The sequence below is a fragment of the Mycobacterium sp. SMC-11 genome, assembly GCF_046250095.1.
Taxonomy (GTDB): Bacteria; Actinomycetota; Actinomycetes; order Mycobacteriales; family Mycobacteriaceae; genus Mycobacterium; species Mycobacterium heraklionense_A.
This window is the reverse complement of sequence record NZ_CP176430.1, coordinates 2,042,719-2,062,403: the sequence shown is the minus strand read 5'-3', so window position 1 is coordinate 2,062,403 and position 19,685 is coordinate 2,042,719. Positions and strand designations below refer to the sequence as shown.

The 19,685-nt window shown below is 68.6% G+C and carries 14 protein-coding genes; 6 read left to right on the top strand and 8 right to left on the bottom strand.

The window, feature by feature from the left end; genetic code table 11:
* Positions 1–47 precede the first annotated feature (47 nt).
* Both ACKY0X_RS09605 and ACKY0X_RS09600 read right to left on the bottom strand, forming a co-directional pair.
* A complete protein-coding gene (locus ACKY0X_RS09605) occupies positions 48–4,172 on the bottom strand; it encodes a PE family protein (RefSeq protein ID WP_409429238.1) in 4,125 nt (1,374 codons plus the stop codon).
* Between the two features lie 142 nt (positions 4,173–4,314).
* Complete coding sequence (locus ACKY0X_RS09600; protein ID WP_409429237.1) at positions 4,315–5,220, bottom strand: adenylate/guanylate cyclase domain-containing protein; 906 nt, start codon at positions 5,218–5,220, stop codon at positions 4,315–4,317.
* Between the two features lie 155 nt (positions 5,221–5,375).
* Between ACKY0X_RS09600 and ACKY0X_RS09595 the strand changes: the two genes are divergently transcribed.
* Positions 5,376–6,494, top strand: coding sequence for an oxygenase MpaB family protein (locus ACKY0X_RS09595; RefSeq protein WP_409429236.1), 1,119 nt, complete (start codon positions 5,376–5,378; stop codon positions 6,492–6,494).
* On the opposite strand, the gene ACKY0X_RS09590 is transcribed toward ACKY0X_RS09595, so the two are convergent.
* Genes ACKY0X_RS09590 through infC form a run of 4 tightly spaced genes read right to left on the bottom strand, consistent with a single transcriptional unit; the run spans position 6,491 to position 8,579 of the window.
* Positions 6,491–7,273 carry a TrmH family RNA methyltransferase gene (locus ACKY0X_RS09590; RefSeq protein ID WP_409429235.1) on the bottom strand — a complete coding sequence of 261 codons (783 nt, stop codon included), beginning with the start codon at positions 7,271–7,273 and terminating at the stop codon, positions 6,491–6,493. The genes ACKY0X_RS09595 and ACKY0X_RS09590 overlap by 4 nt on opposite strands.
* A 14-nt stretch (positions 7,274–7,287) precedes the next feature.
* Positions 7,288–7,677, bottom strand: a complete 390-nt coding sequence (rplT, locus tag ACKY0X_RS09585; protein ID WP_024442881.1) for a 50S ribosomal protein L20 — start codon at positions 7,675–7,677, stop codon at positions 7,288–7,290.
* A 57-nt stretch (positions 7,678–7,734) separates the two neighbouring features.
* Positions 7,735–7,929, bottom strand: a complete 195-nt coding sequence (gene rpmI / locus ACKY0X_RS09580) for a 50S ribosomal protein L35 (protein ID WP_046285567.1) — start codon at positions 7,927–7,929, stop codon at positions 7,735–7,737.
* A 26-nt stretch (positions 7,930–7,955) separates the two neighbouring features.
* Positions 7,956–8,579: a translation initiation factor IF-3 gene (infC, locus tag ACKY0X_RS09575; RefSeq protein ID WP_234784656.1), complete on the bottom strand. Its 624-nt coding sequence runs from the start codon at positions 8,577–8,579 to the stop codon at positions 7,956–7,958.
* A gap of 439 nt (positions 8,580–9,018) precedes the next feature.
* On the opposite strand from infC, the gene lysX reads away from it, so the two are divergent.
* The 4 genes from lysX to ACKY0X_RS09555 all read left to right on the top strand — a co-directional run bounded on the left by lysX (position 9,019) and on the right by ACKY0X_RS09555 (position 15,210).
* Entirely contained in the window at positions 9,019–12,303 is a 3,285-nt protein-coding gene (gene lysX, locus ACKY0X_RS09570; protein ID WP_409429570.1) for a bifunctional lysylphosphatidylglycerol synthetase/lysine--tRNA ligase LysX, read from the top strand.
* Positions 12,304–12,362: 59 nt separating this feature from the next.
* On the top strand, positions 12,363–13,646 hold the full coding sequence (locus ACKY0X_RS09565; RefSeq protein ID WP_409429569.1) for an alpha/beta hydrolase: 1,284 nt from the start codon (positions 12,363–12,365) through the stop codon (positions 13,644–13,646).
* Between the two features lie 145 nt (positions 13,647–13,791).
* Entirely contained in the window at positions 13,792–14,031 is a 240-nt protein-coding gene (locus ACKY0X_RS09560; protein ID WP_409429234.1) for a hypothetical protein, read from the top strand.
* A gap of 3 nt (positions 14,032–14,034) precedes the next feature.
* Positions 14,035–15,210 (top strand): winged helix DNA-binding domain-containing protein, encoded by a 1,176-nt coding sequence (locus tag ACKY0X_RS09555; RefSeq protein ID WP_409429233.1) that lies wholly within the window; start codon positions 14,035–14,037, stop codon positions 15,208–15,210.
* On the opposite strand, the gene ACKY0X_RS09550 is transcribed toward ACKY0X_RS09555, so the two are convergent.
* Complete coding sequence (locus ACKY0X_RS09550) at positions 15,137–15,979, bottom strand: hypothetical protein (protein WP_409429232.1); 843 nt, start codon at positions 15,977–15,979, stop codon at positions 15,137–15,139. The genes ACKY0X_RS09555 and ACKY0X_RS09550 overlap by 74 nt on opposite strands.
* 131 nt (positions 15,980–16,110) lie before the next feature.
* On the opposite strand from ACKY0X_RS09550, the gene ACKY0X_RS09545 reads away from it, so the two are divergent.
* The gene (locus ACKY0X_RS09545) at positions 16,111–16,752 is read left to right on the top strand and encodes a TetR/AcrR family transcriptional regulator (protein WP_409429231.1); all 642 of its coding nucleotides are present in this window, start codon (positions 16,111–16,113) and stop codon (positions 16,750–16,752) included.
* A gap of 14 nt (positions 16,753–16,766) precedes the next feature.
* Here ACKY0X_RS09545 and uvrA read toward each other — a convergent pair whose 3' ends face one another.
* Positions 16,767–19,673 (bottom strand): excinuclease ABC subunit UvrA, encoded by a 2,907-nt coding sequence (uvrA, locus tag ACKY0X_RS09540; RefSeq protein WP_409429230.1) that lies wholly within the window; start codon positions 19,671–19,673, stop codon positions 16,767–16,769.
* Between the last annotated feature and the right edge of the window lie 12 nt (positions 19,674–19,685).

Genomic DNA, 19,685 nt, shown 5'->3' with positions numbered 1-19,685 from the left:
CGACGAAGGCCCCGCACGTGGTGTGCAGGGCCTTCGCCGTGTGGGTTTTAGCTGCTGGGCGCCTTGGGTTCGGCTCCGTCGCCGCCAGCGCCGCCTTCGACGCCGTTCTTGTCGGTAGGCGCGGCGGGCTTGGTGCCGGCCTCGCCGGCCACGCTGCCCGACTTGCCGCCGGTGCCTCCGGTCCCGCCGGCCCCGCCCTTGATACTGCCGACGCCGTCGCCGCCGTCACCACCTTGACCGCCCTTGCCTCCCTCGCCTTCGGTGTCGGTTGCGGTGCTGCTGCCACCGTTGCCGCCCGCGCCGCCGGCGCCAACCTGGACGGCCTTGCCGTTGGTCGGCGCGGTGCCGCCGTTGCTGGTCAGGCTGCCGCCATTACCGCCCTCGCCACCGACACCACCGTTGCCTTCGGTGCTGTTGCCACCGGCCCCACCAGCGCCGCCGTTCTGGGCCCGCCAGCTCCCGCCGCCGCCGTCGCCGCCCTTGCCGCCGTTGCCGCCGTCACCGGTGGTGCCGGTTCCGCCGGCCCCACCAGCGCCGCCGATGCCGCCGGAGCCGAACTTGTTGCCGCCACTGATGCCGTCGGCGGCCTTACCGCCGGTCCCGCCATCGCCACCGGTCTCACCGTTGCCGCCGGCGCCACCGGCGCCACCGCTGCCGCCATAGCCGAGGATCTGGCCCTTGCCGGCCACGCTGCCGTTGGCGTCATTCCAGCCGGAGCCCACGGCGCCGTTCCCGCCGGCGCCGCCGTCGCCGCCAGCCTTGCTGGTGCTGGCCCCACCGGCACCGCCGCTGCCGCCGCTGCCGCCGGTGATGGTGCCCTGCCCGCCCTGACCGCCTGCACCGCCCCTGCCGCCTTCACCGCTGACGGCAGGGGTGGCGTCGCCCTCGGGGGCCTTGACGGTCGCGGCGCCACCAGCACCGCCGGCGCCGCCGGCACCGCCCCAGATGACCCGGGTGTCGGCCGGAGCGGTGTCTGCACCACCGTTGCCGCCAGTGCCACCGGCGCCGCCGTTCCCGGTCGTTGCCGCACCACCGGCGCCGCCAGCGCCACCAGCGCCAGAGATACCGACGATGGTGCCGGCCCCGAACTGTTTGCTGAATCCGTCGATGCCCCAGGTGCCGTCGGACTTCCAGCCGGTTGCGACGGCTCCGGCACCGCCATCCCCGCCCTTGCCGCCGTTGCCCGAACCGGTAACTGCGCCACCCGCGCCACCGGCGCCACCGGCGCCGCCATATTGGGTTCCGGTGCCGGCGTCGCCGCCCTTGCCGCCGTCACCACCGTTGCCGGTACCGGCGGCCGTGCCGCCCTTGCCGCCGGCGCCGCCGTTCCCGCCCTTGGTGGCAGTGCTGGTATCGCTCTCAGTCGTTTTGGGTGAAGCTTTGCCGCCGTCACCACCGTTGCCACCGTTACCGGTAGCCGTACCGCCCGCACCGCCGTTGCCGCCAGCGCCACCATTGCCGCCGGTGGTTGCGTTGCCGGTGTTTGTCTCGCCGTCCCCACCGTGGCCGCCGGCGCCACCATTGCCGTTGGTTCCACCGGTGCCGCCGTCACCGCCGGCACCACCATTGAGGTGGAGAACATCGCCGTCCGCGCCGTTTCCGCCGTTGCCGCCGTGCACCTGGTGGGGGTCATAGATCCCTTGACCGTCCGCACCCGCGGTGCCGGCTTCGCCGCCGGTGCCGCCGGTCCCTACGTCGCCCGCCGCGCCGCCCTTACCCACAGCGCCCACGCTGCCAACGTTTCCGCCCTTACCGCCGGAACCGTAGCCATACTGCCCCTTCGAATCCCAGTCCCCGTTAGCGCCGTTACCACCGCTGCCGCCCGCGCCCGCTTGGCCACCGTCGCCGCCGTCTCCGCCGCTGCCGTTGGTGCCGGACTCGGATCCACCGCCGGCACCGCCCTTGCCGCCATTGCCACCGCTGTAACCGGCACCTCCGTTGCCGCCGTTGCCGGTGCCGCCATCTTCGAAGCTGCCGTTACTGCCCGTCAGGCCGGTACCGCCGTTACCACCGTCGCCGCCATTACCGCCCTGGCCGCCAGCACCGGTGCCGGCGGCCTTGCCGCCATTACCGCCCTGGCCGCCGTGACCGCCGTTGCTCGCGACGGAGCCGTTGCCGTCGGCTCCCTTGCCCCCGGTCCCACCGTCGCCGCCGTTGCCGTTAGACCCGACGTACGCGTTGCCGCCGTTGCCGCCACTGCCACCGTCGCCGCCGTAGGCTCCGTCGCCACCGTTGCCGCCCTGGCCGCCGTCGTTGTGCTGCGCGGTACCGGCGGCACCGTCACCACCGTCACCGCCCTTACTGGCTTGGGAAGGAGCGGTACTGCCCTGACCGCCGTTGGCACCGTCTTCGGCGTCGGCACCGCCAGCCGCACCGCCGGCTCCGCCGTTGCCAGCCGCCGCGCCGTTCTCACCGGCCTGACCGCCGTCGCCGCCCTTGCCATCGCCGCCGTTTGCCCAGGTGCCGTTCGCACCGTTGCCGCCGTCACCGCCCGCACCGACCGCGCCACCCACACCGCCGGCTCCACCGTTGCCGCTCTTTCCGGCGATGCTGTCCTCGCCGCCGCCCTTAGCTCCACCCTGACCGCCGACACCGCCCACGCCGCCGCCGAAGCCGTTGCCGCCTTGACCACCATTGCCGCCGTCTTCGCCCGCAGTGGTGGCGTCATCCCCGTTCGTGCCCTTTATGCCGTCATGCCCAGCACCGCCGACGCCGCCAACACCGCCATTGCCACCGTTGCCCGCGTCGGTACCGCCTGCACCGCCGTTACCGCCGACGCCACCCTTTCCGCCGACAGACCCGAGGCCATCCATGTCATCGCCATTGGTGCCACTGATGCCGCCAGCACCACCGGTACCACCCGCGCCGCCGTTGCCGATCTTGCCGCCGTCACCACCGTTGCCGCCATTGCCGCCGGTGCCCGCCTCTTGCGTGGCATTTCCGGCACCACCGGCGCCGCCCGTGCCACCGATACCACCGTTACCGCTGTCGCCAGCGTCGCCGCCATCGCCGCCAAGACCGCCATTGCCCGCTATGTGGTCATCGGTAGCGTCAGCCCCAGCACCACCGGTACCGCCCTTACCACCGTCACCCTTGACATCACTGTCAGCGCCGTCCGCGCCCTTGAGGCCGAGCGAGCCGCCGTCACCGCCCTTGCCGCCTACACCAGCGGCGCCACCAGCACCACCGTTGCCGCCGGTTCCACCATTGAGGTTGGCCGCATCGCCCGCTGCGCCGGTACCGCCCTGGCCGCCCTCGCCACCGGCACCACCCTTGCCGCCCGCACCGCCGGTGCCGAACAGGGAACCGCTCGCGGCACCGCCATTGCCACCCTTACCGCCAGTGTCGCCCGCGGACCCCGTGCCGCCGACGCCGTTGCCGCCGTCAGCCCATGAGCCGGTAGTCCCGATCGCGCCGATCTGGCCCGCACCACCGTCACCACCCGCGCCGCCGATGCCGAACAGCCAGCCCATCGCGGCGCCACCGTTGCCGCCGTCTCCACCATCGCCGCCGGCGCCACCCGCGCCGCCGAGCCCCATGATTGAGCCGCCGAGGCCGCCCGCACCGCCGTCACCGCCCAAAGCTCCCGCGCCACCGGCGCCGCCATTGCCGAACCAGCCGGCGTTACCACCGGCGCCTCCGCCAACGGCGGCGTCCGCGTCCTCGTCAGCGCCCGCGGAGTAGCCGGCACCGCCGTCACCGAACCAGAGGCCGCCGTTGCCGCCGTTGACGCTCTCCGCAGTGCCGTCCGCACCATTGCAGATCAGGCCACAGTAATCCGGATTCGTGTTCAGCGAGTTGACTATGTCGATGATCCAGGCGTTGGCCGAGTTGTCGATAAACGACTCCATGCTCGCGTGGAACGGTTGGTAGAACAGGGTGTTGAACAGCGCCGATATGTCGAACGCGCCTGTGTCGGCGGCGGCACCCGGGTCTGCCGATGCGTTGAACCACGATCCGATGTCCCAGGCGTTGCTGTCCCAGCCGCTGTCCGAGCCTGAGATCGGGGTGAAGAGGTCAGTCAGCCAGTCGAAGTCCCAGTCGGCGCGGGCTGTAGGGGCCGCTGCCAGGGGCGCCATGCCAAATGTCAGGAACGCCGCCGCGGTGCCACCGGCACCAACCAGCCGATTCGTCTTACGGCGGTTGTTCCGACGCTGCTGCCGACCTGACATGATTCCCCGCTTCTGCTTTAAGGCGACCTGTGTAAACCGGTCAAATAGTTACCTTGCTCACCGCAGGGTATTCCAAGGAACGGGGTTCATCCACTCGTGTGAGCCAACCTGACCGGCCCACAAGGAAGTTAACGAGGCGCAATCAGTCGGCGCTTGAAGGGCTCTGGCGAACTACCTTCAGGCGGTACATCGTCAGATCTGCCGGTACGCCGCTGGTCTTGGCCGCGAGCACCTGACGGCGTGCTCGCTTGGCAACCACACCCAGTTCATCGAGGGCGGCCGGGTCGATCCGTTCCAAAGTCGGCCCGGAAACCACGATCCCGCCCTTGGCGGCGCGTTCCATGACCCGGGCGGCAATATTGACGTCCACACCGAGCCAGTCGTCGGCCAGCCGCTGGGGCCTGCCGGTGTGGATGCCGGCCCGCATCCGCGGCGTGTGTCCGTTGACCTCGACCTCGCGGATGGCCTCTTGTGCATCCAGGACCGCGGCGACTGCCACCAGCGGATCCCGGAACACGGCCATCAGCCCATCGCCCATCCGTTTCACGATGCGGCCGCCGGCGTCCAGCAGCGGCGGCTCGATCGCCCGCGACACCCGGCGCAGCAGGGTCAGGGTGGCGTCGTCGCCGGACTGCAGCGACCACGTTGAGAAGCCGACCAAATCAGTTAAGACCAGCGTTGCCTCAGCATTGCCCGGCACCCGGGACATTCGTTGGGTCAGGGCCTGCCAGACCTGCAGCGCGCCCAGGCTGACTTCACGCGAGGCCGCCGAGCGATCGCCCATCAGGCGGTCGGCCGCCCGCGCGGCGGCCTGTGGTCCCCCATCTCCGGCGGTCGACAGCGGATCACCGAATTCCGGATCCCCGGGCAACACTCGCCGCACCCGCCGGACCAAGTCCACGATCCGGACGTCGTTGGTGGTGCGGTTCAGCCAGGCCGCGGCCTCATCCAGGGAGAACGTCGGGCGGCGGTTGGTGCTGGGCTCGTCGGACATCTCCACCGCCTCCCCGAGCCCATCAGCCTGCCGAGGGGCCGGCTCGAGGTCCATGGGATTCAGGGTAGGTGGCGCTCGCCGAGACCGGCAATGACCCCGACAGTGGCACACGACACGGTTGGCGTTTTCGGGGCGACGCGCCACAACCAATGTAGACAACGATCGTTGTCACAATTATCGTAGTTTCAGGTTCCAAGACAGGAGACGTGATGACCGTTACGCCGACCGCATCCGTTGAGCAGGCGCCCGCGCCCGCCGACGAAAGTGCCCCGAGCGTTGCCAAGACCCCTCCCAAACCCGCTACCGCGGTTGAGCCGTTGAACTCCGATTCGTTGACCTGGAAGTACTTCGGCGACCTGCGCACCGGCATCATGGGCGTTTGGATCGGCGCCATCGAGAACATGTACCCCGGCCTGGGCGCCGGCGTGACCGAGCACTCCAGCATCTTGAGCGAGCCGATGCAGCGCGTGACACGGTCGGTGTACCCGATCATGGGCGTCGTCTACGACGGCATCCGGGCCCAGCACACCGGTGCCTCGATCCGCGACTACCACCGCGACATCAAGGGCGTCGACGAGAAGGGCCGGCGCTATCACGCGCTGGACCCCGACACCTTCTATTGGGCGCACGCCACGTTCTTCATGTTGATCATCAAGCTCGCCGAATACTTCGACGGTGGGCTCACTCTGGCCGAGAAGCGCCAGCTCTTCGACGAGCACGTGCAGTGGTACCAGATGTATGGCATGAGCATGCGCCCCGTGCCGAAGTCCTGGGAAGAGTTCTGCGAGTACTGGAACCGGGTGTGCGAGGACGAGCTGGAGCTGACGCCGGCCGCCATCGACATCTTGAACATCCGCATCCCGAAGCCCTGGTTCGTCCCCATGCCCGACGCGGTGTGGCACCAGATGTTCAAACCGGCACTGGCCGCCCAACGCTGGGTGGCGGCCGGACTGTTCGAGCCGGTGGTGCGAGAGAAGGCCGGTCTGCGCTGGTCAGAGGGCGACGAGGTGCTGCTACGGCTGCTGGGCAAGGTCAGCCACGTGGCATTCAGCTTCGTGCCGGACGAGATTCGGCTGCACCCGCGCGCGCTGGCCGGATACCGACGCGAGCAGGGCAAGATCCCCAGCGACACACCGCCGATCGAAGCCCCGTGGTTCAGCGGACCGCCAAAAGATCGGCGCCGCAGCGGAATGCACTACGTCCCGCCGGTCAGCCGGGGCATGAAACTGGTCGAGCGTGCCGGTGCGCTGATGCACAGCACCTTCTCGCTGGCCGCCGGCAGCGGTCTGACCCCGCGGCCACCGCGCCGTAAGCCCAAGGCCGCCTAAGCGCGGCGCTGGGCTCGCGCGCTCTGGTAGAGGCAGATCGCTGCTGCGGCAGCAACATTGAGACTCTCAGCGCCGCCGGCCATCGGGATGTGCACCCGGTGGTCGGCGGCGGCTGCGGCCTCGGCCGGCAACCCCTGGGCCTCGGGGCCGAACAGCCACGCGGTGGGCGCGGTCAGCACCGGATCGGCGTCGTCGAGGCTTAGTTCGCCGTCAAGGGCCGTCGCCAGCACCTGCAGTCCCGCCTGTCCCATCGCAGTGAGCACGGCATCGGTGTCGGCAGCCACCACGACCGGGACGTTGAAGATGCTGCCCGCGGACGAACGCAGACACTTGCCGTTATAGGGGTCGACGCTGTTGCCGGTCAGCACCACCAGGTCGGCACCGGTGGCGTCGGCGATGCGAATCAGAGTGCCGGCGTTACCGGGCTCGCCGATGCCCACGGCCACCGCCACCAGTCGCGGGGCATCGGCCAGCAATGTGTGCAGCTCCGCTTCGGCGTGCGCGCACACCGCGATCAATCCGGCCGGAGTGACGGTGTCCGACAAGGCTTTTGCCGCGCGATCGGTCACCAGCTGGACCGGTACCTGCGCTGAAGCCAGCAGATCGTGGTGACGCTGCGCCGCCGATTCGGTGGCGAAGACCTCAAGGACCAGACCGCGTGCGATCGCGGCCTCGATCAGATTAGGCCCCTCGGCCAGGAAGCGCTGTTCGCGCTTCCTGGCCACGTGCCGATGCAGCTTGACCGCCGCGACCACCCGGGCCGAACGTTCGGTCAGCATCGGCTCGGTTCGGGTCAGGCAGCCTCGCCGGAAGGCGCGTTGACATCCTCGGGCAGCGCGGCCCGAGCGACCTCGACCAGCGCGGTGAATGCAGCCGCGTCGCTGACGGCGATCTCAGCGAGGTTCTTGCGGTCCACCTCGACACCGGCGGCCTTGAGGCCCTGGATCAGCCGGTTGTAGGTGATGTCGTTGGCGCGGGCCGCCGCGTTGATGCGGGAGATCCACAGCTTCCGGAACTCACCCTTGCGGGCACGACGGTCCCGGTAGGCGTAGGTCATTGAGTGCAGCTGCTGCTCTTTGGCCTTGCGGTACAGCCGCGACCGCTGGCCACGGTAGCCCTTCGAAGCCTTCAGGACTGTACGGCGCTTCTTCTGGGCGTTGACTGCGCGCTTTACGCGTGCCATGGGGTGTTCCTACTCTCGTTGGGCGTAAGGGGAATTGCGATGCGGAGAAAGCGGCAATTAGCCGTTCAGCATCGCGTTGACGCGCTTGGTGTCGCTGGCAGCCACATCGGTGCGGCCGGCCAGACGACGGGTGCGGGTGCTCGGCTTGTGCTCGAGCAGGTGGCGGGCGTTCGCCTTCTGCCGGACGATCTTGCCGGTTCCGGTGCGACGGAATCGCTTCGAAGCGCCGCTGTGGGTTTTCGCCTTGGGCATGTTTCCTCAGTTCTGCTGTCGGGTTTTTAGTTCTCGGGCTGCTGCTCGGCCGCATCCGCCGCGGGGGCGGGAGCGGTGGCGGGTGCGGGGGGAACCGCGCCTCCACCGGCGTCTTCTGCAGCCTTGGCACGGGTTTTCGCGCCGCGGTGCGGTGCCAGCACCATCGTCATGTTGCGTCCGTCTTGCTTGGCGGAGGTCTCGACGAAGCCGTACTCGGCGACGTCGGCGCCCAGCCGCTGCAGCAGGCGGTAGCCGAGCTCGGGCCGGGACTGCTCACGGCCGCGGAACATGATCGTCACCTTGACCTTGGCCCCGGCTTCGAGGAAGCGGACCACGTGGCCCTTCTTCGTCGCATAGTCGTGGTCGTCGATCTTGGGACGCAGCTTCTGTTCCTTGACGACGGTCTGCTGCTGGTTCTTGCGAGACTCGCGCTCCTTCTGAGCCGCCTCGTACTTGTACTTGCCGTAGTCCATGATCTTGCAGACCGGCGGTTTGGCGGTCGGTGCGACTTCGACAAGGTCGAGATCGGCATCCGCGGCGACGCGAAGCGCATCCTCGATGCGCACAATGCCTACCTGCTCCCCGCCCGGGCCGATCAAACGAACCTCAGGTACACGAATGCGCTCGTTGACGCGGATCTCAGTGCTGATGGGACCTCCTTGGGTAGTCTTCGGTCGCGGCCGCCGCAGTGCTCGTCCGGACGCAGCGGCGCTGACCCCACCCACCAGCAAAAAAGCCCTGCACGAAGCAGGGCCCATACCGACCGATCACGGCTTGAAATAGCATCAAACCGCCTGCGCAGCGCGCAGAGCAGGCGGTTTGCACCGCCTGCGACCGGACCACTGAGCCGCAAGGATTGCTCCTGGGCCAGTGGTGGGAGGGAACTCCACTTGCTGTCCTGGCGTACGCCGGGACGGTCGCGAAAGCGAGTCTAGCAGCAGTTCAGGGCTGCTTCCTCCCAGCGATCACACCCACCGGCGATTCCTCACATATTTTTCGCGGCTTTTCTGCTTATTCTCGCGGGCTATGACCCTGACAGTGTCGCCCGTGCCGCGCTCACGCAGCAGCTCGAACACCCGGTTGCACTGGGTGCCTTCCGCGGCCGCCTGGGCCGTCGGTATCGCCGCCGCATTGTCGCTGCTGGCGAGCATGTCACCAGTGATCCGGTGGGCAATCCGGGTGCCCCGGGAGTTCATCGACAAGTACCTGTTCAATTTCCCGGACACCAGCCTGGCCTGGGCATTCGTCCTGGCCCTGCTGGCGGCCGCGCTCAGCGCGCACAAACGCATCGCCTGGTGGTTGCTGATCGCCAACCTGGTGGTCGCCGGCGGCTGGAACGTCAGCCGGCTGGTGTCGGACACCTCCGACCGTTTCCAAGTCATCAGCGGTGTCGCGGGCCTGGTGCTGCATGTAGTCACGATCGTGGTGCTGGTGTTGGCCCACGGCGAGTTCTGGGCCAAGGTACGGCGCGGAGCGTTGCTCAAGTCCGCCGCGACGCTGGTCGCCGGGTGGGCGGTGGCGATTCTGCTGTGCTGGGGTCTCATCGAGCTGTTCCCCGGCACGGTGACACGCCCGTTGCGCCTGCCCTACGTGGTGAACCGGGTGGTCGGCTTCGGGCTGCTCGAACCGGACTTCTTCCCCGGCAAGCCGGACTTCGGGCTCAAGGCCCTGTGTGGGCTGCTCGGGGCGCTGGCCCTGATCATCGCGGCCATCGTGCTGTTTCTGTCGCAGCGCGCCGACAACGCCCTCACCGGCCAGGACGAGTCGGCGATCCGCGGGCTGCTCGAGCAGTACGGCCAGAACGACTCGCTGGGCTACTTCGCCACCCGTCGCGACAAGTCGGTGGTGTTCGCCCCCAACGGGCGCGCCGCCATCACCTACCGGGTCGAGGTGGGCGTCTGCCTGGCCAGCGGCGATCCGGTGGGCGACCCGCGGTCGTGGCCGCAGGCCATCAACACCTGGTTGCGGGTCTGCAAGGACTACGGCTGGGCACCCGGCGTGATGGGGGCCAGCTTCGCCGGCGCGCAGGCCTACCGCGACGCCGGGCTGAGCGCCCTGGAATTGGGCGACGAGGCGATCTTGCGGCCCTCGGAGTTCAAACTGTCCGGCCCGGACATGCGCGGGGTGCGCCAGGCCGTCACCCGCGCCCGCCGCTCGGGTCTGACGGTGCGGATGCGCCGGCACGGCGAGATCGGCGCCGACGAGATGGCCCGCGTCATCGAACACGCCGACGCCTGGCGCGACACCGAATCCGAGCGCGGGTTCTCCATGGCGCTGGGCCGACTGGGCGATCCGGCCGACGCCGACTGCCTGCTGGTCGAGGCGGTACGCGGCGATCCGCGTACCGGGGAGGTCGTGGCGATGCTGTCGCTGGTGCCGTGGGGGCACAGCGGGGTGTCGCTGGATCTGATGCGCCGATCCCCGCAATCCCCCAACGGCACCATCGAACTGATGGTCAGCGAACTGGCACTGCAGGCCACCACCATCGGCGTCAGCCGGATCTCGTTGAACTTCGCGATGTTCCGGGCCGCCTTCGAACAGGGCGCGCAGCTGGGCGCCGGTCCGGTGCTGCGACTGTGGCGGCGGCTGCTGATGTTCTTCTCCCGCTGGTGGCAGCTGGAGACGCTGTACCGGTCGAACATGAAGTATCGGCCGGAGTGGGTGCCGCGCTATGCCTGCTACGAGGACGCCCGGCTGATCCCCCGCGTCGGGGTCGCCTCGGTGATCGCCGAAGGCTTTCTGGTGCTGCCCTTCTCGCGGCGCAACGAGCAGCACACCGGACACCATTCCGCCGTGCCGGCGACGATGGCCGCCTCCGGGCGGCTGCACAGCGACGGGACCGCCCCCGACACCATCGACGGCGCTGCCGCCGGCGACTTCACCGAGTCCACAGAGACGCTCCCCCGGCTTCCCGAGCAGGTCCGGGTCCGGATGGCCAAGCTGAAGTCGTTGCAGGACAGCGGCGTCGACGCCTACCCGGTGGGCGCCGCGCCCAGCCACAGTGTGAGCCAAGCCCTGGCCAGTGGCACCGAAGAGGCCGTGTCGGTGGCCGGGCGGGTGTTGCGGATGCGCGACTACGGCGGGGTGCTCTTCGCCCAGCTGCGTGACTGGTCCGGTGAGGTGCAGTTGCTGCTCGACAACTCGGTGCTCGCGCACGCCGACGGCGATGCGCGCGCCGCGGACTTCAGCGCGGGTGTCGATCTCGGCGACCTGGTCGAGGCGACCGGCCGGATGGGCCAGAGCCGCAACGGGACACCGTCGCTGCTGGTGACGCACTGGCGGTTGGTCGGCAAATGCCTGCGCCCACTGCCCGACAAATGGAAGGGCCTGACCGACCCCGAGGCCCGGGTGCGGACCCGCTACGTGGACCTGGCGATCAACTCGCAAGCGCGCGCGCTGATCACAGCCCGCAGCAATGTGCTGCGCTCCATCCGGGGCACCTTGTTCGCCAAGGGGTTTTTGGAGGTCGAGACACCGATCCTGCAGCAGCTGCACGGCGGGGCCAACGCGCGCCCGTTCGTCACCCACATCAACGCCTACGACCTGGACCTGTATCTGCGCATCGCCCCGGAGCTCTACCTCAAGCGGCTGTGCGTCGGCGGGGTGGAGCGGGTGTTCGAGCTGGGCCGGGCGTTTCGCAACGAGGGCGTCGACTACAGCCACAACCCGGAGTTCACCCTGCTGGAGGCCTACCAGGCCCACGGCGACTACCTGGCCTGGATCGACGGGGCCCGCGAGCTGATCCAGAACGCTGCGGTGGCGGCCAACGGTGCCCCGGTGGTGATGCGACCGGGCGCCGGCGACAAGCTCGAAGCGGTCGACATCTCCGGGCAGTGGCCGGTGCGCACCGTGCACGACGCGGTGTCCGATGCGCTCGGCGAGCAGATCGACGCCGGCACCGATGTGGCCACGCTGCGCCGGTTGTGCGACCGCGCCGGCGTCCACTACCTGCGGCAGTGGGATGCCGGGGCGATAGTGCTCGAGCTCTACGAGCACCTGGTCGAGGCCCGTACCGAGCAGCCCACGTTCTACACCGACTTCCCCACCTCGGTCTCGCCGTTGACCCGGCCGCACCGCAGCAAGCCGGGAGTGGCCGAGCGGTGGGACCTGGTGGCGTGGGGCGTCGAGCTGGGCACCGCCTACAGCGAACTCACCGATCCGGTGGAGCAGCGCCGACGGCTGCACCAGCAGTCGCTGCTGGCCGCCGGCGGGGACCCCGAGGCCATGGAACTCGACGAGGACTTCTTGCAGGCCATGGAGTACGCGATGCCGCCGACCGGCGGGCTGGGCATGGGCGTGGACCGCGTCGTCATGCTCATCACCGGCCACAGCATCCGGGACACCCTGCCGTTCCCGCTGGCCAAGCCGCGTTGAGCCGCATTCCGGTCCATCATGGAGGGGTGATTCTGGCGAGTGGCGAACACACCTCGCTGATGCATGGCTGGATCCCGGTCACGGTGCAGGCAGCGGCGGTGTTGTCGCTGGTCCTGGCCGTGGGCTGGCGGTCGCGCCGCTGGCTATGGCGGCTGCCGCTGATCGCCGCCCTGGGGCTCGCCGCGGCGGGGTGCGCGTACTGGTTCGTCACCGACGACGGCCTGTCCGGGCAGCCGCCGCCGATAACTCTGTGGCTGTGGATCGCGTTGACCGGTGCCGCCGCGGCGCTGCTGGTCTTGGGCTGGCGCGGTGCGGCCTGGTGGCGCCGCGGCATCGCCATTCTGGCGGTGCCGCTGTGTCTGATCAGTGCGGGTTTGACGCTCAATGCCTGGGTCGGTTACTTCCCGACCGTGCAGAGCGCCTGGGGCAACCTGACGTCGGGGCCGCTGCCCGACCAGAGCGATTTGGCCGCGGTGGATGCGATCGCCGGCTCGGGCACCCTGCCCTCGCGCGGCCACGTGCTGCAGGTGACGATTCCCGCCGACGCTTCGCATTTCAAGCATCGCGGCGAACTGGTGTATCTGCCGCCGGCGTGGTTCGCCCAAAAACCGCCGCCGGCCCTGCCGGCCGTGATGATGATCGGCGGCGAGTTCAACACGCCCGCCGACTGGCTGCGTTCCGGGGGCGCGATCAAAGCCGTCGATGACTTCGCGGCCGCCCACCACGGCAATGCACCGGTGCTGGTGTTCGTCGACTCGGGAGGCTCCTTCAACAACGACACCGAATGCGTCAACGGTCCGCGTGGCAACGCCGCCGACCATCTGACCGAGGACGTGGTGCCGTACGTGATCTCGCACTTCGGGGTCAGCGCCAAACCGTCGCAGTGGGGTGTGGTCGGCTGGTCCATGGGCGGCACCTGCGCGGTCGACCTGACCGCGATGCACCCCGACAAGTTCAGCGCCTTTGTCGACATCGCCGGCGATCTGAGCCCCAACGCGGGAACCCGCTCCCAGACCATCAGCCGGCTGTTCGGCGGCAGCGTCGACTCCTGGGCCGCGTTCGACCCGTCGACGGTGATCGCCAAGCACGGCCGGTATTCCGGGGTTTCGGGGTGGTTCGCAGTGGACAGCAGCGCAGTCAAGGCCGATACCGGCGGTCAGCTCGCCGCCGCGAAGTCACTGTGCACACTGGGCCGGGCCAACGGCATCGACTGCGCCGTGATCAGCGAGCCGGGCCAACACGACTGGCCGTTCGCCGGAAGGGTGTTCACCCACGCGCTGCCGTGGCTGGCCGCCCGGCTCAGCACCCCCGGGGTGGCGCCGGTGGGGTTCCCGAGCGTGTGACGCGGCGGTCGCGGGTGTGCTCTCGCCAGCCGCGAGTGGGAATCTGACGACGCAGCATCGGCGTGTCACGTCGTCAGATTCCCACTCGACCAGTACTGAGCGTTGATGGTCCGCTACTTCGACCGCCGGCGGTAACGTGTCGGGCATGGGCGACGAACCGACCGACCCGCAAACCGATCCCGGATTCGACGACGCCGGCGTTCCGACCTTCGAATCGGTGCGCGACAAGATCGCGAGCCGCTATCAGACCTCGATCGGCAGTCAGGAATTGGACGCCGAGACCCCCGAGGGCCGCAGCGTCGACAAGCAATTCCAGGACAGGCAGCACGCGGCCGCCGACCGACTGGAGCAGATCCGCAAGTCAATGCGCGAGGGTGAGCACTGAGACGTGCGCAGCTTCACCATCGTTGAGCGGCGAAACCGTTTGGCGCGCAGACACTTCTTGTCCCCCGACACCGCCAACGAGCCGATCACCCGGATCGCGGCGACGCTGATCGGCTTGCACGCCACCGATCCCGCCACCCCGTACCTGTCACTGTGGGCACGTTCGTCACCGTTCGGCGTCGCCGACCTCGACAGCGCACTGTATGAAAAGCGGTCGCTGGTCAAGCATTTGGCGATGCGCCGCACCCTGTGGATGGTCGATCCCGCCGATCTGCCCGCCGTGCAGGCCGCGGCCAGCGACCGGGTGGCCGACACCGAACGGCGCAAGCTGATCGCCGAGGTGGCCAAAGCCGGCGTGGCCGATGACGGCGAAAAGTGGCTGACCCAGGCTGCCGCCGCGGTCCTACGCCACCTCGACGAGAACGGCCCGGCTAGCAGCGCCGCATTGCGCGCGGCCCTGCCCGAGCTGGCCGGCACCTACGATCCCGCGCCCGGCAAGTCCTACGGCGGCCAGACCCATCTGGCACCCCGCGCGCTGACCGTGCTGGGCGCCCAGGGCCACATCGTGCGGGGTCCCAACGACGGCGGCTGGACCTCGTCGCGGCCGCAGTGGACGACCGCTGCGGACTGGCTCGGCGAGCCGGGCGTCAAGATCACCGCCGAGGCGGCGCAGGCGGACCTGGTCCGCGCCTGGCTGCGGGCGTTTGGCCCGGCTACTGCCGAGGACATCAAGTGGTGGTTCGGCACCACCAAGACCGCGATCCGAAAGGCGTTGAGCGACATCGGCGCCGTCGACGTCGACCTGCACGGCACACCCGGGCATGCGCTGCCCGACGACCTGGAGCCCGAACCCGACGTCGAGCCGTGGGGTGCGCTGCTGCCGGGACTCGACGTCACCACGATGGGCTGGTATCACCGCGACTGGTACCTCGGCGAGCACCGCGGCCAACTCTTCGACAACACCGGCAACGCCGGGCCCACGGTGTGGTGGAACGGCCGGATCGTGGGCGGCTGGTGTCAGAACGCCGCCGCCGCGGTGCAGTTGCAGCTCCTGGAAGACCCGGGCCGAAAAGCCCGCGCCGTACTGGAAAAGCGGGCACGGGAGCTCACCGAGTGGCTGGACGGAGTGCGGGTGCCGCCGCGGTTCCCGTCGCCGCTGGTGAAGGCGGCACAGCGCTGACGGCGTAGTTTCCCGAACCGGTGAACTGCCTCTTGAGCATCACGTACCCCCAGGCCAGTACCAGCCACGGCGCGATCAACCACGGGCCGTTCAGCAGAATGAACTTGACGCCCAGATCCATGAAGCTGTCGGTATTGATCGACGGAAAGCCGGCGATGATCTCGGTGCCGTAGTAATACCAGGTCAGGACTGTGTGCGTGACGGCTGTCGACATCACCAGCAAGGTTCCCCGGTAGTCGGTGAACTTGGATCGGAACAGCAGGACGAGTCCGGTGACGCCGACGCAGGCGTTGATCACCGACAGCACTTCGATCATCAAGAAGTTGGGTTCGGCGTCCAGATAGCGCAGGTCGCCGCCGTCGATGTAGTTCCACCAGGGATACGCCCACGCCGCATCGCGGGCCCCGGCGATGGCCTTGTGCAGGATCAGCCAGCCGAGTTCCCAGGTCAGATGCGTGATGTAGGAGCAGACCACGAACGGCAGAGCCACCGCCTGGAGGCGTTGAAATCGGGTCCAGGTCCGAAGCGACGGTATCGGCAGGAACGCCGCAAAAATGCCCAGGAAGTAGGCAACGGTCGCCTGCACGACCATGGCATCGGCGATGACGGGTCGGTCGACGCTGCTGTGAAATGCCAAGTAGCTGTATGTCGGAAACGCCAAGGCCAGTGAGCCGAACGCCACGATCCATACGATGCGCAGTCCGCGCGACCGCGGAAGTGTCGCCGAAATCTGCGGTGAGCTTTCCCGGCTCAGCTCTGCGGTCGCCATCGGCGCACCTCTCCCGTCTCGCCCAACCACCTGTAGTAATCTCGATTCTGTTACACAGAATCGTGATTACTGTGGCACCGTAGCACCTCGTGGACACTGGGCCAACGGTCAATCGAGAGCAGGTGGCGGCCATGGGAGCGAACCGATCCACGCCCCCTGTCGCCGACATGGCCGACGCACGCAGGGCCATGTACCAACAGCAGATCGTGGCGGCAGCCGAGTACGAGTTCAGTCGCACCGGCTTCGCCGACGCACGGGTGAGCGACATCGCCAAGACCGCCGGGGTGTCACTTGCGACGGTCTACAAGTATTTCGGCGGCAAAGACGAAATCTGGGATGCCCTCAACGCCGCGCGCATGCAGGAGTTCGTCGCCGCCGTGCGCGTACGCACAGACGAAATCGACTCCCCGCTCGAGGCGATCCTGGTCGCGGCGCGTGCCGAGGTTGAGTTCTTCGCAGCACATCCCCACTTTCTGCAGCTGCACATCAATGAAGGCCTGAGCTGGGCATCGGCGTCAGCTGACTTGGGCCGCGGAGGTCAGCGGGCCGCGTGGCGAACGGGCATGGACATGATCACCCGTGCGGCCGAGGTCGCGGTGGGCGCAGGCCAAATCACGCACCTGCCGCCGCGAATCGCTGCGGCACTGGTCATCTCGGCGTTGCAGATTTGGCTCACCGACTGGGTCTCGGCGGGCAAAACCGAGCCGATCGAGGCTGTCGCCGACGCAGTCGTACGGCACCTGCGAGTCAGCCTCGGCGCTGAGCCGGCTTAGCCAAACACGGGACCCTAGGCGCTGGCCTTACGCCGCCGTTTGACGGCTTTGGCGGGTTTGGCTGGCGGGCCCAGGATTTCGGCGAGGAACTTGCCGGTGTAGCTCTCCGGCACGGCCACCACATCCTCGGGTGTGCCGGTGGCCACCACCGTGCCGCCGCCGGCGCCGCCTTCGGGGCCCATGTCGACGATCCAGTCCGCGGTCTTGATCACGTCCAGGTTGTGCTCGATGACGATCACCGTGTTGCCCTTGTCGACCAGGCCGTTGATGACGACCAACAGTTTGGCGATGTCCTCGAAATGCAGGCCGGTGGTGGGCTCGTCGAGGATGTAGACCGTCCGGCCGGTGGAACGCTTCTGCAGTTCGGAGGCCAGCTTCACGCGCTGCGCCTCTCCCCCGGACAGCGTCGGCGCCGGCTGGCCCAGCCGCACATATCCCAGTCCGACGTCTACCAGGGTGCGCAGGTAGCGGTGGATGCCGGTGATCGGCTCGAAGAACTCCGCCGCCTCCTCGATAGACATGTCCAGCACCTCGGCGATGGTCTTGCCCTTGTAGTGCACCTCCAGGGTCTCCCGGTTGTAACGGGCACCGTGGCAGACCTCGCAGGGCACATAGACGTCCGGCAGGAAGTTCATCTCGATCTTGATGGTGCCGTCGCCGGTGCACGCCTCGCAGCGGCCGCCCTTGACGTTGAACGAGAACCGGCCGGGCTGATAGCCGCGCACCTTGGCTTCGGTGGTGGCCGCGAACAGGGTGCGGATCTTGTCGAACACCCCGGTGTAGGTGGCCGGGTTGGACCGCGGCGTGCGCCCGATCGGCGACTGGTCCACCCGCACCAGCTTGTCCAGGTGATCGAGTCCGGTGATCCGGGTGTGCCGGCCGGGCACCAGCCGGGCGCCGTTGAGCTTGTTGGCCAGCACCGTCGCCAGAATGTCGTTGACCAGGGTCGACTTGCCCGAGCCGGACACCCCGGTGACCGCGGTGAGCACGCCGAGCGGAAACGTCACGTCGACACCGGACAGGTTGTGTTCGCGCGCGCCGACCACCCCGAGTTGACGCTTGGCGTCCACCGGCCGGCGGTTCTCCGGAACCGCAATGCTTTTCGCGCCGGACAGGTAGGCGCCGGTGATCGAGTCGGTGTTGCTCAACAGGTCGCTGTAGGGACCGCTGTGCACGATCTTGCCGCCGTGCTCCCCCGCCGCCGGGCCGATGTCGACGATCCAGTCGGCGTGCGCGATGGTGTCCAGGTCGTGCTCGACGACGATCAGCGTGTTGCCCAGATCGCGCAGCCGCACCAGGGTTTCGATCAGCCGCCGGTTGTCGCGCTGATGCAGCCCGATCGACGGCTCATCGAGCACGTAGAGCACGCCGACCAGGCCCGAGCCGATCTGGGTGGCAAGCCGAATGCGTTGCGCCTCACCACCGGACAGGGTTCCGGCGGCCCGCGACAGCGTCAGATACTCCAGTCCGACGTCGAGCAGGAAGCTCAGCCGGGACTGGATCTCCTTGAGCACCTGCCCCGCGATGGCCTGCTCGCGCGGGCCCAGGGTCAAGGCGTTGAGGAAGTCCGCGCAGTCCGCGATCGACAGCTCACTGACCTGCGCAATGGATTTGCTGCCGTAGTCGCCCGCGGCCAGCGTGACCGCCAGGATCTCCGGCTTGAGCCGGGTGCCGGCGCACTCCGGGCACGGCACGTCACGCATGAACCCGGCGTAGCGTTCCTTCATCTGCTCGGATTCGGTCTGCTCCATCTTGCGCTGCAGGAACGCCATCACACCTTCGAAATCGGTGTAGTACGAGCGCGTCCGGCCGTAGCGGTTGCGGTAGCGCACGTGTACCTGCTCGTCGGAGCCCTCCAGGATCGCCTTGCGGGCCTTGGCCGGCAGTTTGCGCCACGGGGTGTCGACGTCGAAGCCCATCGCCTCCCCGAGGCTGGCCATCATCCGGGTGAAGTACTCGCTGGTGGGGCCCATCGACCAGGGCACTACCGCGCCCTCGGCCAGGGTGCGATCCGGGTCGGGCACCACCAGGTCGGCGTCGACCTCCTTGCGGATGCCCAGGCCCGCACACTCCGGGCAGGCCCCGTAGGGCGAGTTGAACGAGAACGACCGCGGCTCCAGGTCGTCGACCGACAGCGCGTGCCCGTTGGGGCAGGCCAGCTTCTCGGAGAACCGCTGTTCGCGGTGTGGGTGGTCGTCGTCCCGGTCGACGAACTCCAGCACCACGATGCCGTCGGCCAGCCCCAGCGCGGTCTCCACCGAGTCGGTGAGCCGCTGCTTGGCCGACTCCTTGACGGTGAGGCGGTCGACGACCACCTCGATGTCGTGCTTCTCCTGCTTCTTGAGCTTGGGCGGATCGGTCAGGGAGTGCACCACGCCGTCGACGCGCACTCGGCTGTAGCCCTGGGTGTTGAGCTTCTCGAAGAGGTCGGCGAACTCCCCCTTGCGGGTGCGCACCACCGGCGCCAACACCTGGAACCGCAGGCCCTCGTCCATGGCCAGTACCTGGTCGACGATCTGCTGCGGGGTCTGGCGGGCGATCCGCTCGCCACAGACCGGGCAGTGTGGGGTCCCGGCGCGGGCATAGAGCAACCGCAGGTAGTCATAGACCTCGGTGATGGTGCCGACCGTCGAGCGCGGGTTGCGGTTGGTGGACTTCTGGTCGATGGACACCGCCGGCGACAGGCCCTCGATGAAGTCCACGTCGGGCTTGTCCATCTGGCCCAGGAACTGGCGGGCGTAGGCGGACAGGGATTCGACATAGCGGCGCTGGCCCTCGGCGAAGATGGTGTCGAAGGCCAGCGAGGATTTACCCGAACCGGACAGCCCCGTGAACACGATCAACGCGTCACGCGGCAGGTCCAGATCCACACTGCGCAGGTTGTGTTCCCGCGCACCCTTGACGATCAGCCGGTCAGCCACGGGTCCATGCTA

What these genes read in the sequence shown, in the direction of transcription:
- ACKY0X_RS09605 (WP_409429238.1), bottom strand. Translation starts at nt 4,172, where the DNA reads ATGTCAGGTCGGCAGCAGCGTCGGAACAACCGCCGTAAGACGAATCGG.
- ACKY0X_RS09600 (WP_409429237.1), bottom strand. Translation starts at nt 5,220, where the DNA reads ATGGACCTCGAGCCGGCCCCTCGGCAGGCTGATGGGCTCGGGGAGGCG.
- ACKY0X_RS09595 (WP_409429236.1), top strand. Translation starts at nt 5,376, where the DNA reads ATGACCGTTACGCCGACCGCATCCGTTGAGCAGGCGCCCGCGCCCGCC.
- ACKY0X_RS09590 (WP_409429235.1), bottom strand. Translation starts at nt 7,273, where the DNA reads ATGCTGACCGAACGTTCGGCCCGGGTGGTCGCGGCGGTCAAGCTGCAT.
- rplT (WP_024442881.1), bottom strand. Translation starts at nt 7,677, where the DNA reads ATGGCACGCGTAAAGCGCGCAGTCAACGCCCAGAAGAAGCGCCGTACA.
- rpmI (WP_046285567.1), bottom strand. Translation starts at nt 7,929, where the DNA reads ATGCCCAAGGCGAAAACCCACAGCGGCGCTTCGAAGCGATTCCGTCGC.
- ACKY0X_RS09565 (WP_409429569.1), top strand. Translation starts at nt 12,363, where the DNA reads ATGCATGGCTGGATCCCGGTCACGGTGCAGGCAGCGGCGGTGTTGTCG.
- ACKY0X_RS09560 (WP_409429234.1), top strand. Translation starts at nt 13,792, where the DNA reads ATGGGCGACGAACCGACCGACCCGCAAACCGATCCCGGATTCGACGAC.
- ACKY0X_RS09550 (WP_409429232.1), bottom strand. Translation starts at nt 15,979, where the DNA reads ATGGCGACCGCAGAGCTGAGCCGGGAAAGCTCACCGCAGATTTCGGCG.
- ACKY0X_RS09545 (WP_409429231.1), top strand. Translation starts at nt 16,111, where the DNA reads ATGGGAGCGAACCGATCCACGCCCCCTGTCGCCGACATGGCCGACGCA.